This is a genomic window from Pseudomonas sp. NFACC45 (genome assembly GCF_900113505.1).
GTDB classification, from domain to species: domain Bacteria; phylum Pseudomonadota; class Gammaproteobacteria; order Pseudomonadales; family Pseudomonadaceae; genus Aquipseudomonas; species Aquipseudomonas tehranensis.
In genome coordinates this window covers 174,218-200,752 of the sequence record NZ_FOPO01000012.1, presented here as the reverse complement: position 1 = coordinate 200,752, position 26,535 = coordinate 174,218, and the positions used below count along the sequence as shown (strand labels likewise).

Here is a 26,535-nt window from a genome sequence, read left to right as displayed (position 1 = left end):
GAAGTTCCGAACTGGCCCATTACGCTGCCGTGATTTGCTCCCACCAACCGATCAGCCGGATGGCGTCTTCAGTGCTGTTGCCGCAAACCTCTATGTCGGCCCCAAACGCCGAGCACACTATCGGCCGCTCCGGCTGGCCAAAGATCCGGCACAGGTTATCGACTGACAGCTGCACGCAACGTTCGCCCGCCGGTTTGCCGTGGGGCATGCCAGGAATCGGCGAACTGATGGAAGGGGCGATGCAGCAGGCGCCACAGCCCTCGCGGCATTTCATGACGACAACATCCTCACGACAAGTAATGATTGGTAACAGAACACAGAGTAACGGCTAAAACACTCGTTTTAAATTACCGTCCGTGTGTTTTTTCTTTTACGCCAGGATGACCATACAGTCAGCGACGAGATGGGAGGATTACTGCTTGAATTCGAAATCCAACGCCGCACCTTCGACTTCATTGCGCTCTTGATTGCGCAAAGGCAATTGCATTTCATTGCTCAGCAAGCGGCCATTGAGTTGAAACGGTCCCGGTTTTTCCCCAAACATGGAGGGCAACAAAGGCTCACGCTTGGGTAACGGCACCGCACCCGGAGGCTGCAGATCTTCAACCATGTCTTGAGGCAGGCTCAAATCCAGCTTGGCCGGCGGTAACCGGGTCTTGGCGACCTCGCGGGCAGACTTGCTCTTGGAGGCGACCGGGGCACGTTTTTTCTTCGCCGCTGCGGCTTTTTTAGCGGGGGCTTTTTTAACCACTGCCGGTTTTTTCTTCGACGCGTTTTTAGTGGCGCTGGCGGCCGGCTTCTCCTGCACCGACGCAGCCACGACACCTTCCGAGTGGAAGGCAGTCAACAGGCCGATCAAAACCCAGGCGGCAGGAGCAATGGCTTTCATAGACACTACGGCGCTTACGGCAGAGATCCCCATGCTCGCCTGTTAATCAGTCGCTGACAAGCACATCAGGTCGGGTTCGCCCAGTTTCGATCAGTAACCGCTGACGGTCTCCTGGCACAGTTGGGTGGCCAGCAGGCCTAGCGTCATCAAGGCCCGTTCGGCTTCGCGGTTCCAAGGCGTACCGCAATTGAGGCGGATGCAATGGTTGAACTGTTCGGTGTTACTGAAAATCAGCCCTGGCGCAATGCTGATACCTTGCTGCAGCGCCCGTACATGCAACTCCTGAGTGTTGACCCGTCCCGGCAGGCTGACCCATAGAATGAAGCCTCCAGTGGGACGGCTCATTTGCGTACCTTCGGGAAAGTACTGCTGCACTGCCAACTGAAAGGCACTGAGGTTTTTGCGGTACTCCTGGCGGATATAACGCAAATGCCGATCATAGCCGCCATTTTCCAGGTACGCCGCAATGCCCATCTGCGTGACGCTGCATGCCGAGTGCGTGCTGAAGGTCTGGAGCCGTTGGATTTCCTGCTGGAATTTACCGGCAATCATCCAGCCAATGCGCACGCCCGGTGACAACGTCTTGGAAAAACTCGAACAGTAAATGACCCGGTCCAACCGGTCATAGGCCTTGAGCGCCTTGGTGCGTCCTTGCTCGAACATCAACTCGCCATAAATATCGTCTTCAACGACCTGGATGTCGAAATCCGAGGCCAGGCGCAACAGTTGTTTTTGCCGCTCCTCGGGCATCGTCCCGCCGAGGGGGTTGCTCAAGCGCGTGGTCAGCACCAGCGCCTTGATCGACCACTGGTTGGCCGCCAATTGCAGGGCTTCCAGGCTCATGCCAGTGACCGGGTCGCTGGGGATCTCGATGACCTTGAGGCCCAGCAGATCCGCCAGTTGCAGCAAGCCGTAGTAAGTCGGCGATTCGGCGGCGATCAGGTCTCCTGGCCGGGTCAGCACTCGCAAGGACATTTGCAGGGCATCCACGCAACCGTGAGTGATCACCACCTCGGAGGGATCCACCACGACCCCGGCATCGCGCATGCGAATCGCCACCTGACGCCGTAAGGGTTCAAAGCCCGGGCTGAACATGTAACTGAACGCCCGCGGGCTGTGGAAGCGCGTGACCTTGGCCAATTGCTGGTGCAGCGCCCGTACAGGCAGGTAGTCGACGCTCGGCACCGCCGCGCCCAGGGGAAATACCCCTTCGCGGCGCGACTCAACCAACACCTGCTGGATGATGCTGCTGCGCGTGACCAGCCCCGGACGCTCTACCCGCGCGATGTCCGGCGTCGGCGCCGTCAGAGCCGGGGTTTGATGCACGTAATAACCGGACTGCGGCCGCGCGCGGATCAGCCCCTGATCTTCAAGGTTGGCGTAGGCCTGCAGCACCGTCGCATGGCTGACGTTGAGCTGCGAGCTCATCTTGCGCACCGAAGGCACACGTTCACCGGGCTGATACACACCGCGCCGGATGTCTTCAGCCAGTTGTTGGGCAATACGTTGATAGAGCAAGAGGTTGGTCATGACGCAGCACTCGATTTCACGGGCATTTTATTTTTGTGACAGATAATACCGGAACAGTTTAGAAGTGTACTGGGACAGTTGCCAGATTACTCGACCCTACAGGGCAGTGACAGCCCCAACTGTTACTCATGAATCACTGATTCGCAGGCCCAAAAAAACCCGGCGCCTCTGAAGGGGCCGGGTTTTCCAGCAACGCAACCCTTAGCGGGCGGCGCCGAGCTGGCCTTTCTCGTCGGAGAACACAATTTCAACCCGACGGTTCTGTGCCCGACCACGCTCGGAAGCGTTGACGTCGACCGGGAACTCATCTCCGTAGCCTTCGACCTGAATGCGCTTTTCGTCGATCCCCAAGTCCACCAGCACGTCCGCCACCGCCTGGGCCCGGTTACGGGACAGCTTGAGGTTTTCCTGCTTGCCGCCGGTGCTGTCGGTGTAACCTTCGATGCGCACCACACGCTTGGGGTTGAGCTGCAAGAATTGCACGATCTTGAGCACAACCCGGTTGGCCGAGTTCTTCAACTGCGCCTGGCCGGTGTCGAACAGCACGTCACCGAGCGTCATCACCAGGCCGCGATCGGTCTCGGTGGTCGCCATCGCCATGATCTGCTCTTCCAGCCACTTGCCCTGTTGCTGGACACTCAGCAACTTGGACTCGCGCAGGGCCAGTTGCAGGCGCTGGCGCTCCAGTTCGAGCTTCGCCGCGCGCTCTTCGTTGAGCACCTGATTGCTGTGCTCACGGGCGATCTCACTGTAACGCTGGCTCAGGTAGGCGTAATGCAGCACATCCTCGCTGCTGCCCCAGTAGCTGGACAAACGATCGGCCCGGGCCAGGGATTCGCCGGCGCGGATGACGTCCTTGGGCGCGGCTCGCAATACGTTGGAGTCTTCCTTGACCTTCTGGAAGTCGGCACCGGCCTTTTCCAGCGCCGCTTCGCTGCGCTGACCCGCGCAACCGTACAAGCTGGCCAGGCCCGCGAGAATCAGGCCGCCAAATACTTGGGACTGCTTCATTGGGCGTCATCTCTCAACTGTTTGCGCAAGCGCTCGATGCGGGTGTTAAGCACGTTCAGATGTTCCTCGCCTTTGAGGGTCAGCACCTTCGCTTCGGCCAGGCGTGCATCCAATTCGGCTTGCTCAGCGCGCATGCGGGCCTTCTTGAACGACTCATCGGCCATGTTGGACTGGGCGCGGGCGAACTTTTCTTCGGCGAGTTTCAACTCGGGCACTTCTTCGGATGTGGCGCCCACGGCGCGGGCTTGCTCCAGCGCCTGTTCGGTCAGGCGAATCTGTTCATTCGGCGCCGGATCGGCTGCGCAACCCGCCAGAGCCAGTACGGCCAGGGCAGCGAAAAGAGGTCGAATAGTCACTAATGTTCCCTACTGTTTTGGGGCACCAACAGGTGGCTGCAACTGTGTTTTCCAACGCTCGATATTGCGCTGCAACACAGCCTCCGTCAGGCCGGACGCGGCCAATTCTGTCATCTTTTGCGCCAGCTGTCCGCGCAACCATGGGTCATTGCAGGCGGAGTTATGGGAAACCGCGAGGAACAGCCCCGGGGCATCCACCGGTTGCGGCGCGGCCTGCAGGTCATTGGCCATGCCCAATGTCTGGGCCATCGCCAGGCCCGAGTAACGCCCTGCCAGGACATACTCCACCTCCCCCAACAGCAGTTTCTGAAAGGCTTCAGTCAAGTTGGGGGTACGGGTCAGGGACAATTGCTGCTCGGCAAACACGCCAAAGGCCTGGGTCATTCGCGCCTTTTGCGACAATGCCCCGGGATGCCCATGAAGGTCCTCGGGCTGAGTGATCACCAATGTCGAATCCTTGCGGGTCCACACCAGGTAATCGTTATTGAGCAAGGGCGGGTGAACATAGTCCAGGGTTTCAAGCTCGCTGATGGTCAGCGCGGCGTCGACGAGCAGGTCCATGCGTCCGCTGCGCACTTCGTCCAGTGCCTGGGCACGCTTGCCGGCATAGAGCAATTCGATCTTGATCCCCAGCTCCGTCGCCACTTGCGCCAGCAGGTCGGCGCTGGCGCCGATCAGGTGCTTGGGGTCCTGGGGGTCTTGCCATAGGTAGGGCGGCGCATCCGGGCTACCGGTGGCGATCAGGCGTTCACATTTGCCGGCGGCTACAGACAGACCTGGCACGACGGCCAGCGCCCACAGCAACGACACGCCAGCCAAACGGCGAAGATCCATGGCGATATGCTCCCCTTGCAGTGACAACAACGTGCAGATAATAAAAAACCCGGCCAAAGGGCCGGGCTCTTTATAAGTGAAGACGCCGGATTAGACCAGCTTCTCCAGCTCAGGGATGGCTTCGAACAAGTCCGCTACCAGGCCATAGTCGGCCACCTGGAAGATCGGCGCTTCTTCGTCCTTGTTGATCGCGACGATCACCTTGGAGTCTTTCATGCCGGCCAGGTGCTGGATCGCGCCGGAGATACCGACGGCGATGTACAGCTGTGGCGCAACGATCTTGCCGGTCTGGCCGACCTGCATGTCATTGGGTACAAAACCTGCGTCGACCGCGGCGCGGGAAGCACCGACGGCTGCGCCCAGCTTGTCGGCCAGGGCGTACAGGTGCTTGAAGTTGTCACCGTTCTGCATGCCACGCCCGCCCGAAACGACGATCTTGGCAGCGGTCAGTTCCGGACGATCGGACTTGGCCAGTTCTTCGTTGACGAAGCTGGAGATACCGGCGTCGTGGGCAGCGCCTACGGCTTCAACGGCAGCCGAACCACCTTCTGCGGCAACCGGGTCGAAACCGGTAGCACGTACGGTGATGACCTTGACCGCAGCATTGGACTGCACGGTAGCAATGGCGTTACCGGCATAGATCGGACGCTTGAAGGTGTCGGCACTTTCCACCGAGATGATCTCGGAGATCTGGTCGACGTCCAGCGCAGCGGCAACGCGCGGCAGGATGTTTTTACCGTTGGACGTGGCGGCAGCCAGGATGTGGCTGTAACCCTTGCCCAGCTCAGCGACGAGCGGAGCAACGTTTTCCGGCAACTGGTGCGCGTAAGCGGCATTGTCAGCGCTCAGGACTTTGCTCACGCCCGCGATTTTCGCAGCCGCTTCAGCCACGGCGCCAGCGCCCTGCCCAGCTACCAGGACGTGGACATCGCCACCGATTTTGACAGCGGCAGCAACAGTGTTCAGCGTGGCCGGAGCCAGCACTTTGTTGTCGTGTTCAGCGATTACCAAGATAGTCATAATTAGATTACCTTCGCTTCGTTTTTCAGTTTCTCGACCAACTCAGCAACAGACTTGACCTTGATGCCCGCGCTGCGTGCAGCCGGCGCTTCGACTTTGAGGGTCTTGTTGGTGGAGGCGGTGGAAACGCCCAAAGCGTCCGGAGTCAGCACTTCAAGCGGCTTCTTCTTGGCTTTCATGATGTTTGGCAGGGACGCGTAGCGCGGCTCGTTCAAACGCAGGTCGGTAGTGACGATGGCCGGCAGTTTCAGGGAAACTGTCTGCGCGCCGCCGTCGATTTCGCGCGTCACGGCAACGCTGTCGCCGGACACTTCAACCTTGGACGCGAACGTGCCCTGACCGTAGCCGCTCAATGCCGCGAGCATCTGGCCGGTCTGGTTGTTGTCGCTGTCGATGGCCTGCTTGCCGAGGATCACAAGCGAGGGCTGTTCCTTGTCGACCACAGCCTTGAGCAGCTTGGCCACGGCCAGGGAAGTCAGGTCTTCGGCGGATTCGACGAGGATGGCACGATCAGCACCCAGCGCCAGCGCGGTACGCAGTTGCTCCTGGGCAGTGGTCGGGCCGATGGAGACGACGACGATCTCAGTCGCCACGCCTTTTTCTTTCAGGCGTACGGCTTCTTCTACGGCGATTTCGCAGAAAGGGTTCATCGACATCTTGACGTTGGCGAGGTCGACGCCGGAGTTGTCCGCCTTGACGCGAACCTTGACGTTATAGTCGACCACTCGTTTGACAGCTACAAGAACCTTCATGGATTCCTCGTTACTCTCCGGTGAAAAGAAAGTCGCCTAGGCGAACCTGGCGGTTGATGCTCATGGGCGCAAGGGCACCTCTAAAAACGCCGGCATAACCACACATGACCTTGCTCACGGGAGTGAAGACCGTTCGTCAGTGATGACCGACAAGTCATTCATTATCGCGGCGTGTAAACTGCGCGTCCGAACCACGCAATACGTCACTTTGTGCTGCCTTCGCCCTGTCTTTAGAGGTGCTCTTGGAACCAACAGTCAGCCTACGGCGAGCGCAAAACCGCCCGTATCTTGACCGGAACGCCCATTCCGGTCAATACGGCAAAATGGTCAGTCATAAGCCGTACGTCAGTGATTTATCAGGCCTGCGGCTATTTCAAACAAACGTTTGTATTGGACCCTGAGAGTGGTGTAGATATAATGCGCCGCTTAAGAGAGAAGCGCGGGTCATTCATTGCCGCTTTCGTCGATTTCGCGAAGCAGATCGTGGATGCAACGCCAAACCTCCAATTAGAAAAACTGTTGAGCCTTGAGTAGGAGATAGCCTGTGGAACGCGAATACATGGAATTCGACGTGGTCATCGTCGGTGCCGGCCCCGCTGGCCTGTCTGCCGCTTGCCGACTGAAACAGAAGGCCGCCGAAGCCGGTAAGGAAATCAGCGTCTGCGTGGTCGAAAAAGGCTCCGAAGTCGGTGCGCACATTCTCTCCGGTGCGGTATTCGAACCCCGCGCCCTGAACGAACTGTTCCCGGACTGGAAAGAACTCGGGGCACCGTTGAACACGCCCGTCGTGCGCGATGACATTTATGTCCTGAGAAACGCCGAGACCGCGAGCAAAATCCCTGACTTCTTTGTGCCCAAGACCATGCACAACGAAGGCAACTATATTATTTCCCTGGGCAACCTGTGCCGCTGGCTGGCCCAGCAGGCCGAGAACCTGGGCGTGGAAATCTACCCGGGCTTCGCCGCCCAGGAAGCGCTGTTCGACGAAAATGGCGTCGTACGCGGGATCATTACCGGTGACCTCGGTGTGGACCGTGAAGGCAAGCCGAAGGAAGGCCTCTACACCCCTGGCATGGAGCTGCGTGGCAAATACACGCTGTTCGCCGAAGGCTGCCGTGGTCATATCGGCAAGCAACTGATCAAGCGCTTCAACCTGGACAGCGACGCCGACGCCCAGCACTACGGCATCGGCCTGAAGGAAATCTGGGAAATCGACCCGGCCAAGCATCAACCGGGCCTGGTGGTGCACACCGCCGGCTGGCCGCTGGACATCATGGGCACCGAAAATACCGGGGGCTCTTTCCTTTATCACCTGGAAAACAACCAGGTGGTGGTCGGCCTGATCGTCGACCTGTCCTACAGCAACACTTTCCTGTCGCCGTTCGACGAGTTCCAGCGCCTCAAGCATCACCCGGTGCTCAAGCAGTACCTGGAAGGCGGCAAGCGCGTCAGCTACGGTGCTCGTGCTATCTGCAAGGGCGGCCTGAACTCGCTGCCGAAAATGGTCTTCAAGGGCGGCGCGCTGATCGGTTGCGACCTCGGCACCCTGAACTTCGCCAAGATCAAAGGCAGCCACACCGCCATGAAATCCGGCATGCTCGCCGCCGAGGCGGTGGCCGATCGCCTGTTCGCCGAATCCGAAGGCGGTGATGAACTGACTGCTTACGTCGACAGCTTCAAGAACAGCTGGCTGTATGAAGAGCTGTTCGCCAGTCGTAACTTCGGCCCAGCGATCCACAAGTACGGCGCCATCATCGGCGGCGGCTTCAACTGGCTCGACCAGAACATCTTCGCCGGCAAGCTACCGTTCACCTTGCATGACACCAAACCGGACTATGCCTGCCTGAAACTGGCGGCTGACTGCAAGAAGATCGACTACCCGAAACCGGACGGCAAGCTCAGCTTCGACAAACTCAGCTCGGTGTTCATCTCCGGTACCAACCATGAAGAAGAACAGCCCTGCCACCTGAAACTGACCGATCCGAGCATCCCGATCAGCAAGAACCTGCCGCTGTATGACGAACCGGCCCAACGCTATTGCCCGGCCGGGGTGTACGAAGTGGTGACCAAGGAAGACGGCGAGAAGCGCTTCCAGATCAACGCCCAGAACTGCGTTCACTGCAAGACCTGCGACATCAAGGACCCTGCACAGAACATCACCTGGGTTTCGCCGGAAGGCGCCGGCGGGCCGACTTACCCGAACATGTAAGCCGATTCGCTGAACATCAAGGCTCCCGACATGGGGGCCTTTTTGTTGCCTGCGATTCTGACAACCACACCGAACACATGTGGGAGCGAGCCTGCTCGCGATAGCGGCGTGTCAGTCGACATCCATCTTGAATGATAAAGCGCTATCGCGAGCAGGCTCGCTCCCACAAGGAATTCTGAGTGATCAAGCCGCGCGCTCTTCCCCGGGACTGCGCTCAAAGTAACGCTTGTACTCCCGGCTGAACTGCGACGAACTCTGATACCCCACCTGGTGCGCAACCTGGGCCACGCCCATGCCCTCGATCAGCAGCAACCGCTGAGCCTTGAGCAGACGCAGGCGCTTGAGGTACTGCACCGGTGACAACAGCGTGCTGCGTTTGAAATGTTCATGGAAGGTCGAAGCACTCATGTTCGCGCAACTGGCCAGCGTCTCGACGTTCAACGGTTCGGTGAAATGCGCGTGCAGATGGCTCAGTGCAGCGGCAATCCGGGCAAACTGGCCTTGCTGCTCCACCAGCGCGCGCAGTACGTCGGCCTGGGGCCCGCGCAAGACGACGAACAGCAACTCGCGCAGTCGCGCCTGGCCCATGACCTGACACTCCAACGGATCGTGCAAGCAGTGCAACAGCCGTTCGACACACCCTCGCATAGCACCATCGAGCGTGGCGATGGTCATGGATTCCGGCGTCTGCGCCGCCAGGCTTCGCCCCGGCGTCAACCCCATGGCCAGCACCAGCTCCCCCAACATCGCCCGATCAATCGCCACGGAAATCCCGAGCAACGGAGCATCGGGCAGGGCATAGGTTTCGCATTCGAACGGCACCGGCAACGCCTGGATCAGGTAATGCCCAGCGCCGTACTCCAGTGTGCGAGGTCCCAGGTAAGCCAGTTTGCTGCCTTGGGCAATGATCACCAGGCTTGGCTCGTAGAGCTGCGGACCTCGGGCGATGTCCTGGCTGCACCGCAGGACTTGTACGCCAGGCAGCGGCGTAGGAACAAAACCGTCACGGGTCGCCAGGGGTTCGATCAGCGAAACCAGCGCCGCGTTGGCATCGAGATGGCGGGTCAACTTCATGAGAAAAACTTCGCGAAAAAAGGGATGAAAACATCATCGCAGGTCTGACGCCTGGCAGGATCAAACCATAGCCAACGTCGGAGGAATAGGCATGACATCCGTAGAAATTGCCATCGCCCCGAACCGACAGGACTCGCAGAATGAACCCTCTCACCGTTCACAGCCAAGCGAGGTCCATTATGTACACTGCCATCGGATATGCCGCCCAATCGGCCACCACTCCCCTCGCCCCGATGAAGTTCGAACGCCGCAGCCCGCGAGCCGACGATGTGGCGATCGACATTCTCTACTGCGGTGTCTGCCATTCCGACATCCACCAGGCCCGCAATGAATGGGGTATTGCCGTTTATCCGTTGATGCCCGGCCATGAGATCGTCGGAAAAGTCACCGCCGTCGGTGCGAATGTCACCCGCTATAAGGTCGGCGACCTGGTGGGCGTTGGCTGCATGGTCGACTCCTGCCGCGAATGCGAAGCCTGTCGCGCCGACCTGGAGCAATACTGCTACCAGGGCATGACGCAGACCTACGCCAGCCCGGATCGCATCAGCGGCGGCCACACCATGGGCGGTTATTCCAACAGCATCGTGGTCAGCGAGCACTTCGTGCTGCGCATCCCGGAAACCCTCGATCCGGCCGGCGCCGCGCCAATTCTCTGCGCTGGCATCACCACCTATTCGCCCCTCAAGCACTATGGCGTGAAGGCCGGCGACAAGGTCGGCGTGCTGGGCATGGGCGGCCTGGGTCACATGGGCATCAAGTTCGCCAAGGCCATGGGCGCAGAAGTGACGCTGTTCACCCGCTCGGCGAGCAAGGCTGACGAGGCCCGTCGCCAGGGCGCCGACCATGTGATCGTGTCCACCGACGCCGAGCAAATGGCCGCTGCCGCCGGTCATTTCAACTTCCTGCTGGACACCATTCCGGTGCAGCACGACCTCAACCCCTACCTCAGTACCCTGCGGTTCGACGGTGTACACATCCTGGTAGGCTTGGTCGAGCCGATCGATCCGCCAGTCCACGCGGCCAACTTGATCATGGGCCGGCGGGTCCTGGCCGGCTCGTTGATCGGTGGTGTTGCCGAAACCCAGGAAGTGCTGGACTTCTGCGCCGAACACAACATCAGCTGCGACATCGAAATGCTCGACATCCGCCAGATCAACGAGGCCTACAGCCGCATGATCGCAGGTGACGTGAAGTATCGCTTCGTCATCGACATGGCAACCCTCAAAGCCTGACGTTCGTCAGACCTTCGCGCCAAGTTCGGCCGACAGCCGGGCTGTGACCCCTTTGACCAGGGGAATCAGCTCGGCCATTTTTTCCAGCGGCATATACGGTACGGTGCTGGCGATGCTGATACCGGCGACGATACGCTTGCCGGCGTCTCGGATCGGCGCCGCCACACAACGAATCGACGGTTCGTTGTCTTCCAGATCGAAGGCATAACCACCGGCTACATACTCCACCATCCGCTGCTGGAACTGCTCCCAGGATTGCTCCTGATGCTGAGGCCAGAACTGATTCTTCCCACCCGCCGGCAAGCTGATTTCATACAGCCTTTTCCATTGTTCCTGAGAATCATCGAGCATCAGCGCCTTACCGATCCCGGTACGCGCCAGCGGCATGCGATGGCCCACGCGCGAACGCATTTCCGGGCCATTGCGCCCCGGATTTTTCAGCAGGTACAACACCTCGTCACCCTCGCGAATCGCCAGGTGAACCGTGTCACCGGTAAGCGCCGACAACTCGTCCAGATACGGCCCTGCCAGACTCACCAGCGGCAACTCTTCCCGGGCCTGAAAACCCAGCTCGATCAGCTTCGGCCCCAACAGATAACCCACTTGCGGCACCACGCGCAGGTAGCGTTCATCCACCAGGCAACTGGCCAGGCGATGGGTGGTGCTGCGGGTGGTGCCGATCAACCGGGCGATTTCCTTCAAGTCACGGGCACCGCTGGCGACCGCCTGGACCACACCCAGACCCCGCAGCAGTGTCTGGGTGCCTGTGGGCGCCGCGTCCTTGGTGATTTTTGGATCGTCTTGCTGCATATCCGGCCTTCAACAGTGAGCGGGGAACGGGCGGCATTATGGTCGCCCGCCCCGTCGGACTACAACTCGATGCGCTCGACCTTCCCCACCAGCAGGATGTAGGACAGCGCACCAATCAACGCCAGCACGGCGATATAGGTGATGGCCGGGGCAAACGAATCGCCGCTGGCGAGAAAACCGATGACGATGGGCGTGGCAATGGCCGCCAGGTTACCGATGAAATTGAACACCCCGCCCGTCAACCCGAGCAACCGCGCGGGCGCCAAGGTCGACACCAGCGACCAGGTGATCGACGCCAGGCCATTGCCGAAAAATGCCAGGGCCAGGAAAGCGATCACCAGCGGTGTCGACTCAACAAAGTTGGCGCCGATGATCGCCGTAGAGATCAGCAGCCCGCCGATGATCGGCAGCTTGCGGGCAAACCCCACCGTGGAACCGCGACGGATCAACCAGTCGGAGAAGAACCCGGAACACAACACACCGACAAACGCGGCGAGGAACGGCAACGACGCCAGCAAGCCGGACTTGATGAAGTCCATGCCGCGATATTTCACCAGGTAGGTCGGGAACCACGTCAGAAAAAACCACAGTGTGGAATTCAAGCAGAACTGGCCCAGGTAGATGCCCCACAACTTGCGCTGGGTCAGGACGATCCCCAGGTCCGCCCAACTGAACTTGGCCTTGGCTGTATCGGCTTGTATATCCACCAACCCGCCGCCTTCGCGGATCAGTTCGATCTCGGCGGCGTTGACCCCTTTGAAATCCCGCGGTTCGCGATACACCGCGTACCAGATCACCGCCCAGAGAATGCCCACCGCACCCGTGGCGACAAACACCATGTGCCAACCGAAAGCATGTTGCAGCCACGCCAATACCGGCGTCAGGAAGGCCAGCCCGACGAACTGCCCGGACGTGTAGAAACCAATGGCCGTAGCCCGCTCACGCTCAGGAAACCAGGTGGTGACCACGCGGCTGTTGATCGGGTACGCCGGCGCTTCCAAAGCACCGACCGCCATGCGCAGGACGAACAACGCAATGAAGCTGGCGGCAAAACCGAGCATCACCGTGGCCACCGACCACAGCAACAGTGCAACGCTATACAAAATACGCGGGGGCACCCGGTCCACCAGCCAGCCACCCGGGATCTGCATGGCGGCGTAGGTCCAGCCGAACGCCGAGAAAATCAGCCCGACGTGGATCGGGTCGATGCCCAGCTCACTGGTCAGCGCGGGGGCGGCGATGGAGAGGTTGCTGCGGTCCAGGTAGTTGATCACCACGGTGATGAACAGCAGGACCATGATGAAAAAACGCTTGCGGCTGGGCGTCACCAACGACGCTTGCGCGCTCAGGGTGTGCGCTTGCATGTGAGTGCCTCTTTTTATGTTTATTGAGGAAACGGGGGCATTGCTGGAGATCTCCCTGCAGAAGAAGATCCAGTGTGGGAGCGGGCTTGCTCGCGAAGACGGCGTATCCGTTGGCTGATGTATTACTGACACACCGCCTTCGCGAGCAAGCCCGCTCCCACATTTAAACCGAGAGAGTCAGGACCAAATCACCACTCAGCAAAACTGCCATCGGCATGACGCCAGATCGGGTTGCGCCAGCGGTGGCCGATGGCCGCGCGTTCGATCACGTACTCCTCGTTGATCTCGATGCCCAGGCCCGGGCCGTTAGGGATTTTCACGAAGCCCTTGTCGTAGTCGAACACCTGCGGATCCTTGATGTAATCCAGCAGGTCGTTGCTCTCGTTGTAATGGATGCCCAGGCTCTGCTCTTGGATGAACGCGTTGTAGCAAACCGCATCCAGTTGCAGGCACGCCGCCAGGGCAATGGGCCCCAGTGGGCAGTGCAGTGCCAGCGCCACGTCGTAGGCCTCGGCCATGTTGGCGATCTTGCGGGTTTCGGTGATGCCACCGGCGTGAGACGCATCCGGCTGGATGATGTCCACGTAGCCTTCGCTGAGCACCCGTTTGAAATCCCAACGCGAAAACAGCCGCTCACCCAAGGCAATTGGCGTGCTGGTCAAAGGCGCCAGCTCCTTGAGGGCTTCGTAGTTTTCACTGAGCACCGGCTCTTCGATGAACATCAATTTGTACGGATCAAGTTCCTTCATCAGCACTTTGGCCATCGGCTTGTGCACCCGGCCGTGGAAGTCCACGCCGATGCCGACGTTCGGCCCGACTGCGTCCCGCACCGCCGCGACGTTGGCCAGGGCCAGATCGACTTTTTCAAAGGTGTCGAGAAACTGCAGCTCTTCGGTGCCGTTCATCTTCACCGCCGTGAAGCCCCGCGCCACGGCTTCTTTCGCCGCTCGGGCGGTGTCCGCCGGGCGGTCGCCGCCGATCCACGAATACACGCGGATCTTGTCGCGCACCTGACCGCCGAGCAAATCGCTGACCGACACGCCCAAGGCTTTGCCCTTGATGTCCCACAGCGCCTGGTCGATACCGGCCAAGGCGCTCATGTGAATGGCGCCCCCCCGGTAGAAGCCGCCGCGATACAACACCGTCCAGATATCTTCGATGTTGCGTGGGTCTTTGCCAATCAGGTAGTCGGACAATTCCTCAACAGCCGCAGCCACCGTGTGGGCGCGGCCTTCGACCACGGGCTCGCCCCAGCCGGTGACACCTTCATCGGTTTCGACTTTGAGGAAGCACCAGCGCGGCGGAACGATAAACGTGGTCAGTTTGGTGATTTTCATCGTGTTGTCTCTCTTATCAGATGCAGCGCGCGGGGCGCTGGAAAAGTCTTCAGTTCAAGGCATTCCACGCGGCCACGTAGGCCTTGGCGCGCACCGCCACTTCGTCAGCCGTCAGGCCCGGCTTGAACAACCCGGAGCCGAGGCCAAAGCCCTTGACGCCGGCCTCGACGAATACCGCCATGTTGTCCGGGGTAATCCCGCCCACCGGCACCAGCACGGTTCCGGCCGGCAGCACCGCGAGCCAGGCCTTGACCACCGCTGGGCCCATTTGCTCGGCCGGAAACATCTTCAACACGTGGGCACCTTCGGCCAGCGCGGCAAAGGCTTCGGTGGGCGTGGCAACACCGGGCGACAAGTAGAGCCCTGCCGCTTTCGCCGCCCGCAACACCTTAGGATCGCTATGGGGCATAACGATGACTTGACCGCCGGCGGCTTTCACTTGCTCGACCTGTTCCGGCGTGAGTACCGTGCCGGCCCCGATCAGACAATCGGCGGGCAAGGTACTGCGCAGGATGCGGATACTTTCGTACGGTTCGGGGGAATTGAGCGGTACTTCGATGACGCGAAATCCGGCGCCATAAAGGACATCGCCAATAGCGGCGGCCTCTTCCGGACGCAGACCGCGCAAAATGGCGATCAGCCCGTTGTGCGCCAGTGCTTGTGTGAGCATGTCAGACCTCCAGTCGTTTAACGCGATGCGGTGGAATCGAGCAGCCCAGCCGCCACGGCCAGTTGCCACAAACCACGCTCGGTGGCCTGTTCGGCCAGGGTCACCCGGGCAAAACCGCAGGCGTCGAGGGCCCGTTGATAACGGGCACAGAGTTGCGAGTTGCCGATCAGCACCACCATCGGCAGATGGATGGTGTCGCGCCGTCGGCGTTGCACGGTGGCCAGGGCCATCAGTTCATGACCGATCAGGAGGCCGGAAAGATAATCCGCCTGGGCGCTGGCACTGAGCTCACCAGTCAAGCCCAGACTGCGGGCACTGAACACGGTGGACAACGGGCCGATCTGGCCGTCCACCGACAACGCCACCTGCACGCCGCGATCAAAAGCCAGGCTATCGAACGCCATACCACGTTGCTGGGTGCGGCCGAGAATGCTGTGGTCGCTGAGCACAGCGAAAATCTCGCCAGTCATGAAAGTGTCGAAATGCACGATGCAGCCATCGGCGACCTCCACCCATTTCGAATGACTGCCAGGCAGGCCGATCAGCACCGCTTCGTTCGGCAAACGGTGCAACGCGCCGAGCACCTGGGTTTCTTCGCCGCGCATGACATTGGGTAACCGCGACCGCTGGATCACCCCCGGCACGATGTGCACATCGACGCCGCGAAGACTGCGAATTATTTGTAGGGAATGTCCGAGATTGGCGACGTTGGCGGGCGTGTCGCAGTAAGGCGCTTCACGCCAGCCCTGGGCGCTACCGACCATGCCGCAGGCGATGACCGGCAAACCTGGCTGAGCGTCGAGCCAGTCGCCGCAAGCCTCATCGAACGCCAATTCGAAGCCATCGATGCACACCCGGCCGGCCAGGGTTCGCGGCCCGGAGGGCAACTGCATGATCCCCGTCGACAGCGAGCGCTGTTCGAGCACCTCGCCACCAGCGGCGAGTTTGTAAGCCCGTAATGAGGTGGTCCCCCAATCGAGCGCAATCAATTGCGCCTGCATCCGCTTCACCTGTTTTGTTTTTTGGCAGTGAGTGCACGGACTATAAACCTGGACGCAGAAAAATCTCAATATATAAATATCACTCCCATATATTGGGATGACCGTATTTCACGCAAAGTTATCGTCATTCACCCACGAACCCTGCTACGTTTTCTGCCGGACGCCTTAGAACTCAGGGAAATGTTTATGGGACAACTACTGAAAATCCTCGGTCGCACCTCCTCTATCAATGTCAGAAAAGTGCTGTGGACCTGCCAGGAACTGGAAATAGCCTATGAACGCGAGGACTGGGGCATCGGTTTTGCTTCGACCCATGATCCCGAATTCCTGGCTCTCAACCCCAACGCCCAGGTACCGGTGATCATTGACGAGAACGGTGTGCTGTGGGAGTCCAACACCGTTTGCCGCTACCTGGTGGGCAAGCATGGACGTAGCGATCTGCTGCCCGTCGAACCGGCCGCCCGGGCGCGCGTTGAGCAGTGGATGGATTGGCAGGCGACCGAACTCAACCCGTCTTGGGGTTATCCGTTTTACGCGTTGGTGCGCAAGGATCCGGATTGTCAGGATCCCCAACGTATAGCCGCAGGGATTAAAGGCTGGAACGAAAAGATGGGGTTACTGGAGGATCAGTTGAACCGTACTGGCGCCTACGTGGCCGGTGCGGATTTTTCCCTCGCGGATGTGCTCATCGGGCTGTCGGTGCATCGCTGGCGCCAGACGCCCATGGAACGTCCCGACTACCCGGCCGTGGCCGCTTATTGCAAACGACTCGAACAACGGCCGGGGTTTGCCGAGTACGCGGGCGCCGCGTACTCCTGAACCGCTCAGTTGCCTTGGGCGAAATCCCGTAGCACCTTGCCGTCCATCCGGTAGCGCACCCACTCTTCCTGAGGTTGCGCGCCGAGGGACTTGTAGAACTCGATCGCCGGCGTGTTCCAGTCCAGCACGCTCCACTCGAAGCGACCGCAATCGTTGTCGCAGGCAATTTTCGCCAGATGCCGCAGCAGCGTCTTCCCTGCCCCGCCGCCGCGCTGGTCAGGCGTGATGTACAGGTCTTCGAGGTACAGGCAGTTGCTGCCCAGCCAGGTGGAATAACTGAAAAAAAACACCGCATAACCGATGGGCACGCCATCTCGCAGACAGATCAGTCCATGGGCAGTGGAGCCCTCGCTGAACAGGCTGCGCTGAATGTCCGTCACGCTGGCAATGACTTCGTGGCGGGCCTTTTCGTAATCGGCAAGTTCAGTGATGAAGGCGAGGATTTGAGGCGCATCACTGGGTTGCGCAGGGCGAATCTGGATCGACATGAACGAGCCTTGTAGCCAATGGAAAACGCCATACTAAGCCGTCGCGCTGCACTCGTCACATCTCAAGAAAAATTTACGTGATGCTTCCAGGGGACCGTTCGTCGTCCGCGAGGCACCAACTCCGATTCAGGGCAGCCCAAAATCAGGCAAGCATTCTGAAAAATGGAGGCGACACCATGATTTCATCAAGGCTGACTGCATTCACACTTGCCACGCTGCTGTCTTCGGCCGCTTTCGCGGCGAGCACTTCAGGCACCGGGCCGACCGATCCGGTGCAAGCGCCCAATTCCCCCGCTACGCAAGGCCTGCCCACGTTGAATACCGACGGTACCGGCGGCGGTCTGAACAATGGTCAGCCTCCCGCCAACGGCACCGATCCGCGGGTGCAGGGCAATGATGCGGGTCGTCAGGGCGGCATGAATACGCCGGACTCCAATGCCCCTGATAATGCCGAGACCGGCACGGGCTCGAAAACCACCACCGGCGGTTCGGGTTCCGAGGGTGGCGCCAGCCAGTAACCCCGGGGAGCGAGCGATCCGCTCCTGGCGGGTGGCTCTGCTCACGCACTTGAGGAGAGATTCCCATGCCTCGTGGAAGCAAAGACAAATACACAGCCGAGCAAAAGCGCAAAGCCGAACACATTGAAGCCAGTTATGAGAAAAAGGGTTTGTCCGAGGACAAGGCCGAGGCGCGAGCCTGGGCCACGGTGAACAAGCAGTCTGGCGGCGGTGAACGCGCTGGCGGGTCGGGGAAGGCCAAACCGGCCGCGCAAAAGCAAACCGACCGCAAGGAGTCGGCCCGTCGCGCCGCCAAGACCCGCGAAGGTCAGCCGCGCACCAGCCAGGCCTCCCGCGCGACCCAGACTGTGGATAACCTGATGAAAGAGGCCCGGGCGAAGAACATTCCCGGACGTTCGAAGATGCGTAAGCAGGAACTAATCCAGGCGTTGCGCAAGGCGGGTTGATCGCCGGCGTTCACCCGGACGCCATCGCGAGCAGGCTCGCTCCCACACTGGATCTGCGATGAACCAGGTAGTGCTGACTGGCACACCCTCCCGTGGATCTGCGGTGGCCCAAGTGTTGTGCGTGGCGCCAAGCCCGCTCCCACACTGGATCTGTAATGAGCCAAGTAGTTCTGACTGGCACAAATCCTGTGGGAGCGAGCCTGCTCGCGATGGTGACCTGCCCGGTCGGGCAGGTTTCAGCGTTGTTTCATTCGGTCGATCACCACCGCCAGCAACAGGATCGAGCCCCGGATGACGTATTGGTAGAAGGTGTCGATGTTCTTCAGGTTCATCGCGTTTTCGATAATCGCCAGAATCAGCACCCCGGCAATGACATGGCGAATCATGCCGATACCGCCGCTCAACGACACCCCACCCAACACGCAAGCCGAGATCACGGTCAGTTCAAAGCCCTGGCCGATCATCGGTTGGCCCGAGGTCATGCGTGAGGCCAGGATCACACCCGCCAAGGCACCGATCACACCATGCACGGCGAAGATGATGATCTTCGTCCGATCAACGTTCACCCCCGCCAACAACGCCGCCTCCTGGTTGCCACCAATGGCCATGGTGTTGCGCCCGTAGGTGGTGTAGTTCAACAACCAGCCGAAAAACAGAAAGCAGACAATGGTGATCAGGATCGGTACCGGCACGCCGAACATTTGGCCGTTACCGAACACGAAGAACGATTCCTGGGACACGCCCACCGCCTTGCCATTGGCAAAGATGTAGGCCAGGCCCCGGACGATCTGCATGGTCGCCAGGGTGGTGATCAACGCATTGACCCGCAGCTTGGCAATGACGATGCCGTTGATCAGCCCGACGATCAGCCCCATCACCAGCGCTGCGCTGACGCCGAGGAACACGCTATTGGTGTCACGCATCACCACCGCCGCGACCACACCGGCACAGGCAATCACCGAACCCACCGACAAGTCGAAGTGCCCGGAAGCCAGGCAATACAACATGGTGCAGGCCGCGATACCCGTGGTGGAAATCGCCAGACCCAGGCCTCGCATGTTCAGGGGTGACAGGAAGTTGTCGATCATCAGGGTGCAGAGCACGAAGATTGCGACAGCCGCCAGCAGCATGACCCAGTCGTCCAGGAAGCGCCGCAGATCCAGGGGTTTGCGTGCCGTTGGCAGTGCATTGTTTTGAATGGTCATGTTTACCTCTCAGTTCGCCGCGTCGGCAACGCGTTGGCGTGGCAGCGCCAGTTGCAGCAGGTTGGATTCATTGGCCTGGTCACGCGGCAGCTCGCCGCGCATGGCCCCTTCGCAGAGCACCAGGATTCGGTCGGAAATGCCCATCACTTCCATCAGATCGCTGGACACCACAATCACCGCAATGCCATCGGCCGCCAGGTTGTGGATGATCTGATAAATCTCGGCCTTGGCGCCGATGTCGATACCGCGCGTGGGCTCGTCCAGCAACAGGACTTTCATCGGCATCGACAGCCAGCGGCCGAGAATCGCTTTCTGCTGATTGCCGCCGGACAGGTACATGATTTTCTGACCCGCAGACGGGGTCTTCACTTTCAGCGCCTTGATCTGCTTGTCGGCGTTACCCCGCTCCCATTCACCGCGCAACAAGCACCTCAGGGTGGAATGGCTCGCACGGGCACTGATGTTGATGTTCTCGCCGACGCTGGCCAGCGGCATGATGCCTTCCTTCTTGCGGTCCTCCGGGCAGAGCAATACGCCCGCGGCAATGGCATCCCGGGGCGAACGCAGTTTCAACGCCTGGTCATGCAGAACCAGGCGCCCATCAGTCTGGCGTTCCAGCCCACTGAGCAAGCGCAGCAACTCGGTACGACCGGCGCCAACCAGCCCGAACAGGCCGAGGATTTCGCCTTTATGCACCTGGAAACTCACCGGTTCGCGCAGGCCCGGGCCGAGCAGCCCCTCAACCTTCAACGCCACATCGCCGCGCTCGCGAGGGCGGTAATCGTAGATGTCCTGGATGTCGCGACCGACCATGCAGGTGACCAACTGATCGTGGGTCAACTCGCTCATGTTCTCGAAGGTACGCACGTAACGGCCGTCCTTGAACACCGTGACCGCGTTACAGATGCGGAACACCTCTTCCATGCGGTGGCTGACATACAGCACCACTTTGCCCTCGTCCCGCAGGCGGGTGATGATCGCCATCAGGCGGTCGATTTCCCGTGCCGAGAGGCTGCTGGTGGGTTCATCGAAGGCAATGACATGGGCGCCACGGGACAAGGCCTTGGCGATTTCCACCAGTTGGCGCTGGCCGAGGGACAGGCGACCGACCTTTTCCTGAGGGTCGATTTCGTCGGCCAGGCCTTTGAGCAACGCCAACGCCTGCTGGCGCAGTTGCCCGCGATTGACCAGGCCGAAACGGGCCGGCAAATGCCCCAGGAACAGGTTTTCGGCAACGGTCATTTCCGGCACCAGGTGCAGCTCCTGATGAATCACCGCCACGCCGCTGGCAATGCTGTCGGCGGTGCCTTTGAAAGCCATCGTCTGCTCGCCGATCTGCAGGTCGCCGCTGCTGGGGATGTAGGCACCGCCGAGGATCTTCAGCAACGTGGACTTGCCCGCGCCGTTCTCGCCCATCAAGGCATGGACCTGTCCCGGATGAGCAACGAAACTGATATTGGCCAGCGCCTGCACGCCGGGAAAGGATTTACCAATCCCGTTGAACCGCAAGCTACCGCCCATGTTGTGTTGCTGTGTCGCTGTTTGCGCTTGCATAACCACCTCGAACTCACAGAGATCAAGCGACCCCGACACTCGTCAAGCCAGGGCCACTTTTGAATCAACCGACCCTCAGTTCCACAGGCCGATCTTCTCCAGCTCTTGCTTGAAGTTCTCCCGAGTGATCAGCGTCACCTCGTCCATGGCGGTGTACTTCGGTGGCTCTTTGCCGGTGGTGATCCACTCGTACATCATCTCGGCAGTCTTGTAGCCTTCGATGTGTGGGCTTGGCAGCATCGAACCGAAGAAACCACTGTCGGCTTTCTTCAACTCGCCGATGGCGTCGGTGCCGTTGATGCCGATCCCGATCACATTGGCCGCCTTGAACCCGGCGCTTTCGGTAGCGCGCACGCCGCCCAGCACCGTGTTGTCGTTCATGCCGCCAATGATCAGGTTTTTCGCCCCGCTGGGCAGTTTCACCAGGGCCGAGTTAGTGGCGTCCATGCTGCCCGGCACGTCGAGGGTTTTCAGCGCGGTATAAAGGATGTGATCGTCTGGAAAGCCGGCCTTCTTCAGGGCGTCGACGGAACCGTCGGTGCGCTTCTTGCCCGTATCCAGTTCGTTGTAGGTGTTGATCACGGCATAGGTGTCTTTCCAGTCCCAGCCGCGCTTTTTCGCCTCAGCGGCCATCGCGGCGCCCTGCTTCTGGCCCACTTCGAATGCGGCCATGCCCAGGTACGGCACGTCTTCCATGAACTTGCCATCGGAACCGACGAAGCGGTCATCCACAGCAATCACTTTCATGTCGTTGAGCTTGGCCTTGGCCATGATGGCCGGACCGAGGGCCACGTCCGGTGGGCAGATCACAAAGCCCTTGGCACCGTTAGCGGCAAGGCTGTCGATAGCCGAGAGGGTCTTCTCGCCGTCCGGCACGGCGATCTTGATCACCGTGAAGCCGCGGTCCTTACCGGCCTTTTCGGCGAACGCCCATTCGGTCTGGAACCAGGGCTCCTCGGCCTGCTTGACCAGAAAACCGATCTTCACTTCCTCGGCCGCCAGCAAGGTGCTGCTGAGGCTGACCGCAGTAACCGCCAGGGCGGCACGGCACAGGGAACGGATCCCACGACGATGATTCATAGCTGTCTCCTTGTTTTTTTTATTGAAAGCCAAAACGTCCAGGGCCCTGCTCCAACATCAGTGGGAATGTGCAGGCTGGGCGGTCAAACATGTTGCTGTACAGCATAGGTTCAAATAGTCATATCGTATGATGATTGGATTACAGGCGAAGTTTCCGACTGAAATCCCGGCATATTCAGTCGTGGTACATGACCGAACGTCCACCATCGATGGTGATGCACGAGGCGTTGATGAAAGGGGCTTCATCGCTGGCCAGGAACACCGCCGTCATTGCCACTTCGATCGGTTGGCCGATTCGGCGTGGCGGGTGCAGATCCAGCGCACGCTGGCGTTCGGCATGTGGATCGGCGAAGCCGTTCCAGTAGTCGATATTCAATTGGGTTTCGATGTAACCCGGCGCTATGGCATTCACCCGCACGCCTTTGGGCGCGTATTCGATACCCAATGCGCGGGTCAGGCCGAGCAGTCCGTGCTTGGCCACCGGGTAAGGGAAACAGCCGGGAATGATGTGGGATGAATGGGTCGAGGCGATATTGATGATGCTGCCCCCGCCCTGCTCAAGCATCTGCGGCAACACAGCCTTGCAGCCGTACCAGGCGCCATCCAGGTCGATAGCGAAGCAGCGGCGCCAGTCCTCTTCGGTCATTTCCAGCGGGTCACGGAATACGTTCACGCCCGCGCAGTTCACCAGGACGTCGATGCGACCGTGCAGCTCGACGGCGCGACGGGCCATGGCATGCAGGTCCTGCTGGTTCGACACATCGGCTTTGAGTGCCTGCACATCCGCCCCGCGTTCACGCCAGAGGGCAGCGACGTTCTCAACCTTGTCAGCCTGGATATCACTGATGACCAAACGAGCCTGCTGCGAGGCGAACGCGGCGACGATCGCCTCGCCAATGCCTTGGGCGGCACCGGTCAGCAGCACCACTTTGTTTTTCAGGCGTTCGCCTTTCGCAGGTTCAGGCATCGGTGACAAGGACAGGGTCTGGGCCATGACTCAAGACTCCTGCCGGTCAGCACGACGAAAATCGGACATCCAGAGAGGGCCGGGCGAAAGGCTTTTGGAATCGCGTACGCCGTCGGGCGGTACGGAGGAAGATCGTGGCATCACTTCACCTGTCTTGTTTTTTTAGTGTGAGTGCGTGTCGCTGATGGGACCGACTATAAACCCGCTCGCCGAATAATCTCAATATATATATTTACATCCCATATTTTGGGATTCACCCTGCAAACCGCGTACAAGCTACACCCGGTACATCGACCCGCATCGACAACACCGCGCCGTCGAGTGGATGGTTAAGCGGGCTCGCCGCACTGGTGATGTACAAAGTCTTAAGGTCTTCACCGCCGAACACGCAGCTGGTGGGACGACTGACCGGCAGCTCGATTACCCGATCAATCTGCCCGTCCGGGTCCAGCCGCAGCAGGCAACTGCCGTCCCAGCGAGCATTCCAGACGAAACCGCTGGCATCCATTGCCGAGCCATCGGGCCCGCCGCGCGGGTGAGGGCCAAACCAGACCTCGGCGGGGGCCAGACTGCCGTCGGGATAAATGAAGTGACGGTAAAGCGTGCCGTCGAGACTTTCTCCGAAGTACACCGTCGTGCCATCGGGGCTCCACAACAACGTATTGGGAATGCCCCGTTCACGCAGCAGAGGCTTTACCCGGCCATCGGCACCAATACGAAACAGGCCGCCGGATCGCCGTTCAATGGGCAGGTCTTCGCTGTTTTCGCCGATGTTGTTTTGCATGGTGCCGAGCCAGAGTTGGCCCAGGGCATCGCAACGGGCCTCGTTGGCACGATTGCCAGGCTGGGGATCGGCCATGCACAGCAACTTCAGGCGCGGTTCCAGACCCGACGACTCCAGGTCCAGCCGATAGACACCGCTGCTCAGGGTCACCAAGGCGTCGCCGCTGTGTGTCGGAATGAAAGCGGATACATGTTCGGGCATCTGCCAGATTTGCACATTGGCGCCGATCAGTCGCAGCGCCTGCTTACCGGCGATGTCGACCCAATACAAGGCCTGGGTCGGCTCATCCCAGAAGGGGCCCTCGCCCAATGTCGCCCGGTGTTCCGTCACAGCCGTCCACATTATTGAAAACTCCTGTTTGCTGCTTGACCGGCGATCTCTGTCCGCCCGGCCATGACGTTAGGGTAAAAGCGCTTGATCGCCAGGTCAGCGTTATCGATCAAGGTCATGCAGGCCCAGACGCCCCGCGCCGCATCACGGGCAGCGATGGCTTCGGCAATATCCTTGTGAATCGGCAACGTGCGGCGCAGTTCATCCGGGTCGGCGGCGGACACCTCGAACGACACCGCCAGCAGCGCGCCCAGGGCCGGGACCATCTGTTCGATGAATTGGTTATGGCTGGCGGCGAGGATGCATTCATGGAAGAACTGGTCGGCGCGGTTGTAATCGGCGCCGCTGTCCACGGCACGCTCCAGGGCATGGTAGGCCAGACGGATCGCCTGCACCTGGTCGGCGGTGGCTCGTTCGCAGGCCCAGCGCACCGCCATCGGTTCAATGGTGCGCCGCAGGTCCAGCAGGTCGTCGACAAAATTTTCCGGCAGCCCGCTGCGCGACAGCCAACCAACCACCTGCGGGTCAAACAGGTTCCAGCGGCGCACCGGCAACACCCGCGTACCGACTTTCGGTCCGACTTCCAGCATGCCTTTGGCCACCAGGGTCTTGATCGCTTCGCGGATCACCGTGCGACTGACGCCCAGTTGCTCGCCGAGGTCCGCTTCAACCTTGATGGTCTGCCCAGGCTTGACCTGACCGGCGGCTATCCAGCCCCCCAGCCAATCGACGGTCGATGCGTGAAAACTGCTGGACATGAACACCCCATGAACCACTCTTTATAGAGGCCCAAACTAATCATCATATGATTGGGTGTCAATTTGAATTTTACGGCTTCACCCGGGTGGGAGCGAGCCTGCTCGCGATAACGGTGGATCAGTTAAGACAAGTTGGTCATGCTGCCGTCATCGCGAGCAGGCTCGCTCCCACAGGGATCAGGGTTCCAGGCCGATCGGGAAAAATACCCCACCACTCCACACCCCCAGCCAGCGCTGACCGTCGATCTCGCGACTGACCGCCAGCTCCACCAGTTGGTAGAACACATTGCGATGGATCAGCGCTTCGAGGTTACTGCGTACGTGCACGTAGGGCGCGGGCTCTTGGGTCTGCGGATCGATCACCACCCGCATCGGATGTTCGCCGCCGGCCTCAGTGGTTTCCTCGACGTTGGTGGTGAAGCGCAGTCGCTGCTGCTCACCCTGCCCTTCAACCTCCAGGGTCACCGCCACAAACGGCGCATCGTCGACTTTGATGCCAACTTTTTCCACAGGAGTGATCAGGAAGTAATCATCGCCGTCGCGGCGGATGATGGTAGAGAACAACTTGACCATTGGCTTGCGCCCGATTGGCGTGCCCAGGTAGTACCAGGTGCCATCCCGGGCGATGCGCATGTCGATATCGCCGCAGAAGTCAGGATTCCACAGGTGGACTGGCGGCAAACCTTTGGTCTTGGGGATCTGCCCCAGCAAGTCATTGGCTTTTTGCGGTCCGCTCATGGTGACTCCTTGAGTTTACTGATCGCTCACTCCCAACAGGCTGCGGGCATATTCGCGCAAAGGGGCAGCGATCAGGTCTTCTGGCTGTTTGTCGTGCAACGTCAGTAAACCGCCACGACTCTTGATGCGTGCAGTATCAATCAAATACTGGGTACTGGTCTCGATCAACATGATTTGAATGACGCTGGTGTCGACACCCAAGCGGTCCACAGCCTCTTCATCCAGCCACTCATCGGTGTTGCCGATGCGGTTGTCGGCCTTGGCGAAGCGCGTGTACAGCAAGTAATGAGCACCGGCGGCACGGGCTTCGCCCATGGCCTGGTCCAGGCCCTCCGGAACGCGGGCGCGACGCACCATGGGGAAATACTCGATGAAACCGTTGAAGGCCTCTTCGGCGACAACATTGGGCCGCGGGTAGGCACTGCCGGGAGGCGCAAACGCGCCCTGAGCAATGTAGATGAACGAATCCGGCTGGATGCGCAGGTTATTCACACGACGGCTGTCGCTGTGGTCCAGCAAACCGGCGTCGCTCATGTGATAGCGGACGCCCTCCCCCATGTCGCTGACATTCATGCAGCCACCAAGCGCCAAAACGGCCAGCAGCAAAACCAGGCTACGCATCCTACCCTCCAAAAACCGGTGACGGAAAACCGGCGAATGGCCATGGGATGCAGCTTTTGCGCCAGCTCATCGAAATAGGGGGTGTCAGACACATCCAAGTGAATGGGAAATTGCTATCGCGGGCAAGCCTTGCTCCCA

Annotated in this window: 28 protein-coding genes; 5 read left to right on the top strand and 23 right to left on the bottom strand. The window is 60.1% G+C overall.

Going from position 1 to position 26,535, the window contains the following annotated elements; genetic code table 11:
* Positions 1–19: 19 nt before the first annotated feature.
* From BM132_RS22225 to BM132_RS22190, 8 genes are all read right to left on the bottom strand, one after another.
* A complete protein-coding gene (locus BM132_RS22225; RefSeq protein WP_092399981.1) occupies positions 20–274 on the bottom strand; it encodes a YkgJ family cysteine cluster protein in 255 nt (84 codons plus the stop codon).
* Positions 275–412: 138 nt separating this feature from the next.
* Complete coding sequence (locus tag BM132_RS22220; RefSeq protein ID WP_092399983.1) at positions 413–889, bottom strand: translation initiation factor 2; 477 nt, start codon at positions 887–889, stop codon at positions 413–415.
* A gap of 90 nt (positions 890–979) precedes the next feature.
* Complete coding sequence (locus BM132_RS22215; RefSeq protein WP_092399985.1) at positions 980–2,419, bottom strand: aminotransferase-like domain-containing protein; 1,440 nt, start codon at positions 2,417–2,419, stop codon at positions 980–982.
* 201 nt (positions 2,420–2,620) lie between these two features.
* The gene (locus tag BM132_RS22210) at positions 2,621–3,430 is read right to left on the bottom strand and encodes an OmpA family protein (protein ID WP_092458759.1); all 810 of its coding nucleotides are present in this window, start codon (positions 3,428–3,430) and stop codon (positions 2,621–2,623) included.
* Positions 3,427–3,786: a DUF4398 domain-containing protein gene (locus tag BM132_RS22205; protein WP_047228227.1), complete on the bottom strand. Its 360-nt coding sequence runs from the start codon at positions 3,784–3,786 to the stop codon at positions 3,427–3,429. Before BM132_RS22205 ends, BM132_RS22210 begins: the two co-directional genes overlap by 4 nt.
* A gap of 9 nt (positions 3,787–3,795) precedes the next feature.
* Positions 3,796–4,620 carry a substrate-binding periplasmic protein gene (locus BM132_RS22200; protein WP_092458885.1) on the bottom strand — a complete coding sequence of 275 codons (825 nt, stop codon included), beginning with the start codon at positions 4,618–4,620 and terminating at the stop codon, positions 3,796–3,798.
* Positions 4,621–4,710: 90 nt separating this feature from the next.
* On the bottom strand, positions 4,711–5,640 hold the full coding sequence (locus BM132_RS22195) for an electron transfer flavoprotein subunit alpha/FixB family protein (RefSeq protein ID WP_092458757.1): 930 nt from the start codon (positions 5,638–5,640) through the stop codon (positions 4,711–4,713).
* Positions 5,641–5,642: 2 nt separating this feature from the next.
* On the bottom strand, positions 5,643–6,392 hold the full coding sequence (locus BM132_RS22190) for an electron transfer flavoprotein subunit beta/FixA family protein (RefSeq protein ID WP_014339477.1): 750 nt from the start codon (positions 6,390–6,392) through the stop codon (positions 5,643–5,645).
* 544 nt (positions 6,393–6,936) lie between these two features.
* Between BM132_RS22190 and BM132_RS22185 the strand changes: the two genes are divergently transcribed.
* Entirely contained in the window at positions 6,937–8,601 is a 1,665-nt protein-coding gene (locus BM132_RS22185) for an electron transfer flavoprotein-ubiquinone oxidoreductase (protein WP_092399993.1), read from the top strand.
* A gap of 183 nt (positions 8,602–8,784) precedes the next feature.
* Here the strand turns inward: BM132_RS22185 and BM132_RS22180 are convergent, their stop codons facing one another.
* A complete protein-coding gene (locus tag BM132_RS22180) occupies positions 8,785–9,675 on the bottom strand; it encodes an AraC family transcriptional regulator (RefSeq protein ID WP_092399995.1) in 891 nt (296 codons plus the stop codon).
* A gap of 179 nt (positions 9,676–9,854) precedes the next feature.
* On the opposite strand from BM132_RS22180, the gene BM132_RS22175 reads away from it, so the two are divergent.
* Positions 9,855–10,907, top strand: a complete 1,053-nt coding sequence (locus BM132_RS22175) for an NAD(P)-dependent alcohol dehydrogenase (protein ID WP_092458755.1) — start codon at positions 9,855–9,857, stop codon at positions 10,905–10,907.
* Positions 10,908–10,913: 6 nt separating this feature from the next.
* Here the strand turns inward: BM132_RS22175 and BM132_RS22170 are convergent, their stop codons facing one another.
* From BM132_RS22170 to BM132_RS22150, 5 genes are all read right to left on the bottom strand, one after another.
* Complete coding sequence (locus BM132_RS22170; protein ID WP_013693986.1) at positions 10,914–11,717, bottom strand: IclR family transcriptional regulator; 804 nt, start codon at positions 11,715–11,717, stop codon at positions 10,914–10,916.
* Positions 11,718–11,776: 59 nt separating this feature from the next.
* On the bottom strand, positions 11,777–13,081 hold the full coding sequence (locus BM132_RS22165; protein WP_092458753.1) for an MFS transporter: 1,305 nt from the start codon (positions 13,079–13,081) through the stop codon (positions 11,777–11,779).
* A gap of 188 nt (positions 13,082–13,269) precedes the next feature.
* Entirely contained in the window at positions 13,270–14,418 is a 1,149-nt protein-coding gene (gene dgoD, locus BM132_RS22160; protein ID WP_003179439.1) for a galactonate dehydratase, read from the bottom strand.
* 49 nt (positions 14,419–14,467) lie between these two features.
* Positions 14,468–15,088, bottom strand: coding sequence for a 2-dehydro-3-deoxy-6-phosphogalactonate aldolase (locus BM132_RS22155; protein ID WP_092458751.1), 621 nt, complete (start codon positions 15,086–15,088; stop codon positions 14,468–14,470).
* 17 nt (positions 15,089–15,105) lie between these two features.
* Entirely contained in the window at positions 15,106–16,089 is a 984-nt protein-coding gene (locus BM132_RS22150) for a 2-dehydro-3-deoxygalactonokinase (protein ID WP_092458749.1), read from the bottom strand.
* Between the two features lie 186 nt (positions 16,090–16,275).
* Here BM132_RS22150 and BM132_RS22145 point away from each other — a divergent pair, with 186 nt between their 5' ends.
* The gene (locus BM132_RS22145; RefSeq protein ID WP_092400005.1) at positions 16,276–16,908 is read left to right on the top strand and encodes a glutathione S-transferase family protein; all 633 of its coding nucleotides are present in this window, start codon (positions 16,276–16,278) and stop codon (positions 16,906–16,908) included.
* 5 nt (positions 16,909–16,913) lie between these two features.
* Here BM132_RS22145 and BM132_RS22140 read toward each other — a convergent pair whose 3' ends face one another.
* Entirely contained in the window at positions 16,914–17,396 is a 483-nt protein-coding gene (locus BM132_RS22140; RefSeq protein ID WP_092400007.1) for a GNAT family N-acetyltransferase, read from the bottom strand.
* A 176-nt stretch (positions 17,397–17,572) separates the two neighbouring features.
* Here BM132_RS22140 and BM132_RS22135 point away from each other — a divergent pair, with 176 nt between their 5' ends.
* Both BM132_RS22135 and BM132_RS22130 read left to right on the top strand, forming a co-directional pair.
* A complete protein-coding gene (locus BM132_RS22135; protein ID WP_092400009.1) occupies positions 17,573–17,914 on the top strand; it encodes a hypothetical protein in 342 nt (113 codons plus the stop codon).
* Positions 17,915–17,979: 65 nt separating this feature from the next.
* Entirely contained in the window at positions 17,980–18,360 is a 381-nt protein-coding gene (locus BM132_RS22130) for a Rho termination factor N-terminal domain-containing protein (protein ID WP_092400011.1), read from the top strand.
* A gap of 236 nt (positions 18,361–18,596) precedes the next feature.
* Here the strand turns inward: BM132_RS22130 and araH are convergent, their stop codons facing one another.
* From araH to BM132_RS22090, 8 genes are all read right to left on the bottom strand, one after another.
* The gene (gene araH / locus BM132_RS22125; protein ID WP_076383836.1) at positions 18,597–19,565 is read right to left on the bottom strand and encodes an L-arabinose ABC transporter permease AraH; all 969 of its coding nucleotides are present in this window, start codon (positions 19,563–19,565) and stop codon (positions 18,597–18,599) included.
* 9 nt (positions 19,566–19,574) lie between these two features.
* Positions 19,575–21,119 carry an L-arabinose ABC transporter ATP-binding protein AraG gene (araG, locus tag BM132_RS22120; protein ID WP_092458747.1) on the bottom strand — a complete coding sequence of 515 codons (1,545 nt, stop codon included), beginning with the start codon at positions 21,117–21,119 and terminating at the stop codon, positions 19,575–19,577.
* 75 nt (positions 21,120–21,194) lie between these two features.
* Entirely contained in the window at positions 21,195–22,199 is a 1,005-nt protein-coding gene (locus BM132_RS22115) for a substrate-binding domain-containing protein (protein WP_092400015.1), read from the bottom strand.
* A gap of 175 nt (positions 22,200–22,374) precedes the next feature.
* Positions 22,375–23,193 carry an SDR family oxidoreductase gene (locus tag BM132_RS22110; RefSeq protein ID WP_092400017.1) on the bottom strand — a complete coding sequence of 273 codons (819 nt, stop codon included), beginning with the start codon at positions 23,191–23,193 and terminating at the stop codon, positions 22,375–22,377.
* A 226-nt stretch (positions 23,194–23,419) separates the two neighbouring features.
* Positions 23,420–24,295, bottom strand: coding sequence for an SMP-30/gluconolactonase/LRE family protein (locus BM132_RS22105; protein ID WP_092458746.1), 876 nt, complete (start codon positions 24,293–24,295; stop codon positions 23,420–23,422).
* Complete coding sequence (locus tag BM132_RS22100; protein WP_092458883.1) at positions 24,292–25,038, bottom strand: FadR/GntR family transcriptional regulator; 747 nt, start codon at positions 25,036–25,038, stop codon at positions 24,292–24,294. Before BM132_RS22100 ends, BM132_RS22105 begins: the two co-directional genes overlap by 4 nt.
* Before the next feature lie 177 nt (positions 25,039–25,215).
* Positions 25,216–25,776 carry a DUF1285 domain-containing protein gene (locus BM132_RS22095; RefSeq protein ID WP_047228208.1) on the bottom strand — a complete coding sequence of 187 codons (561 nt, stop codon included), beginning with the start codon at positions 25,774–25,776 and terminating at the stop codon, positions 25,216–25,218.
* Between the two features lie 15 nt (positions 25,777–25,791).
* Positions 25,792–26,397: a DUF4823 domain-containing protein gene (locus BM132_RS22090; RefSeq protein ID WP_092458744.1), complete on the bottom strand. Its 606-nt coding sequence runs from the start codon at positions 26,395–26,397 to the stop codon at positions 25,792–25,794.
* Positions 26,398–26,535 lie beyond the last annotated feature (138 nt).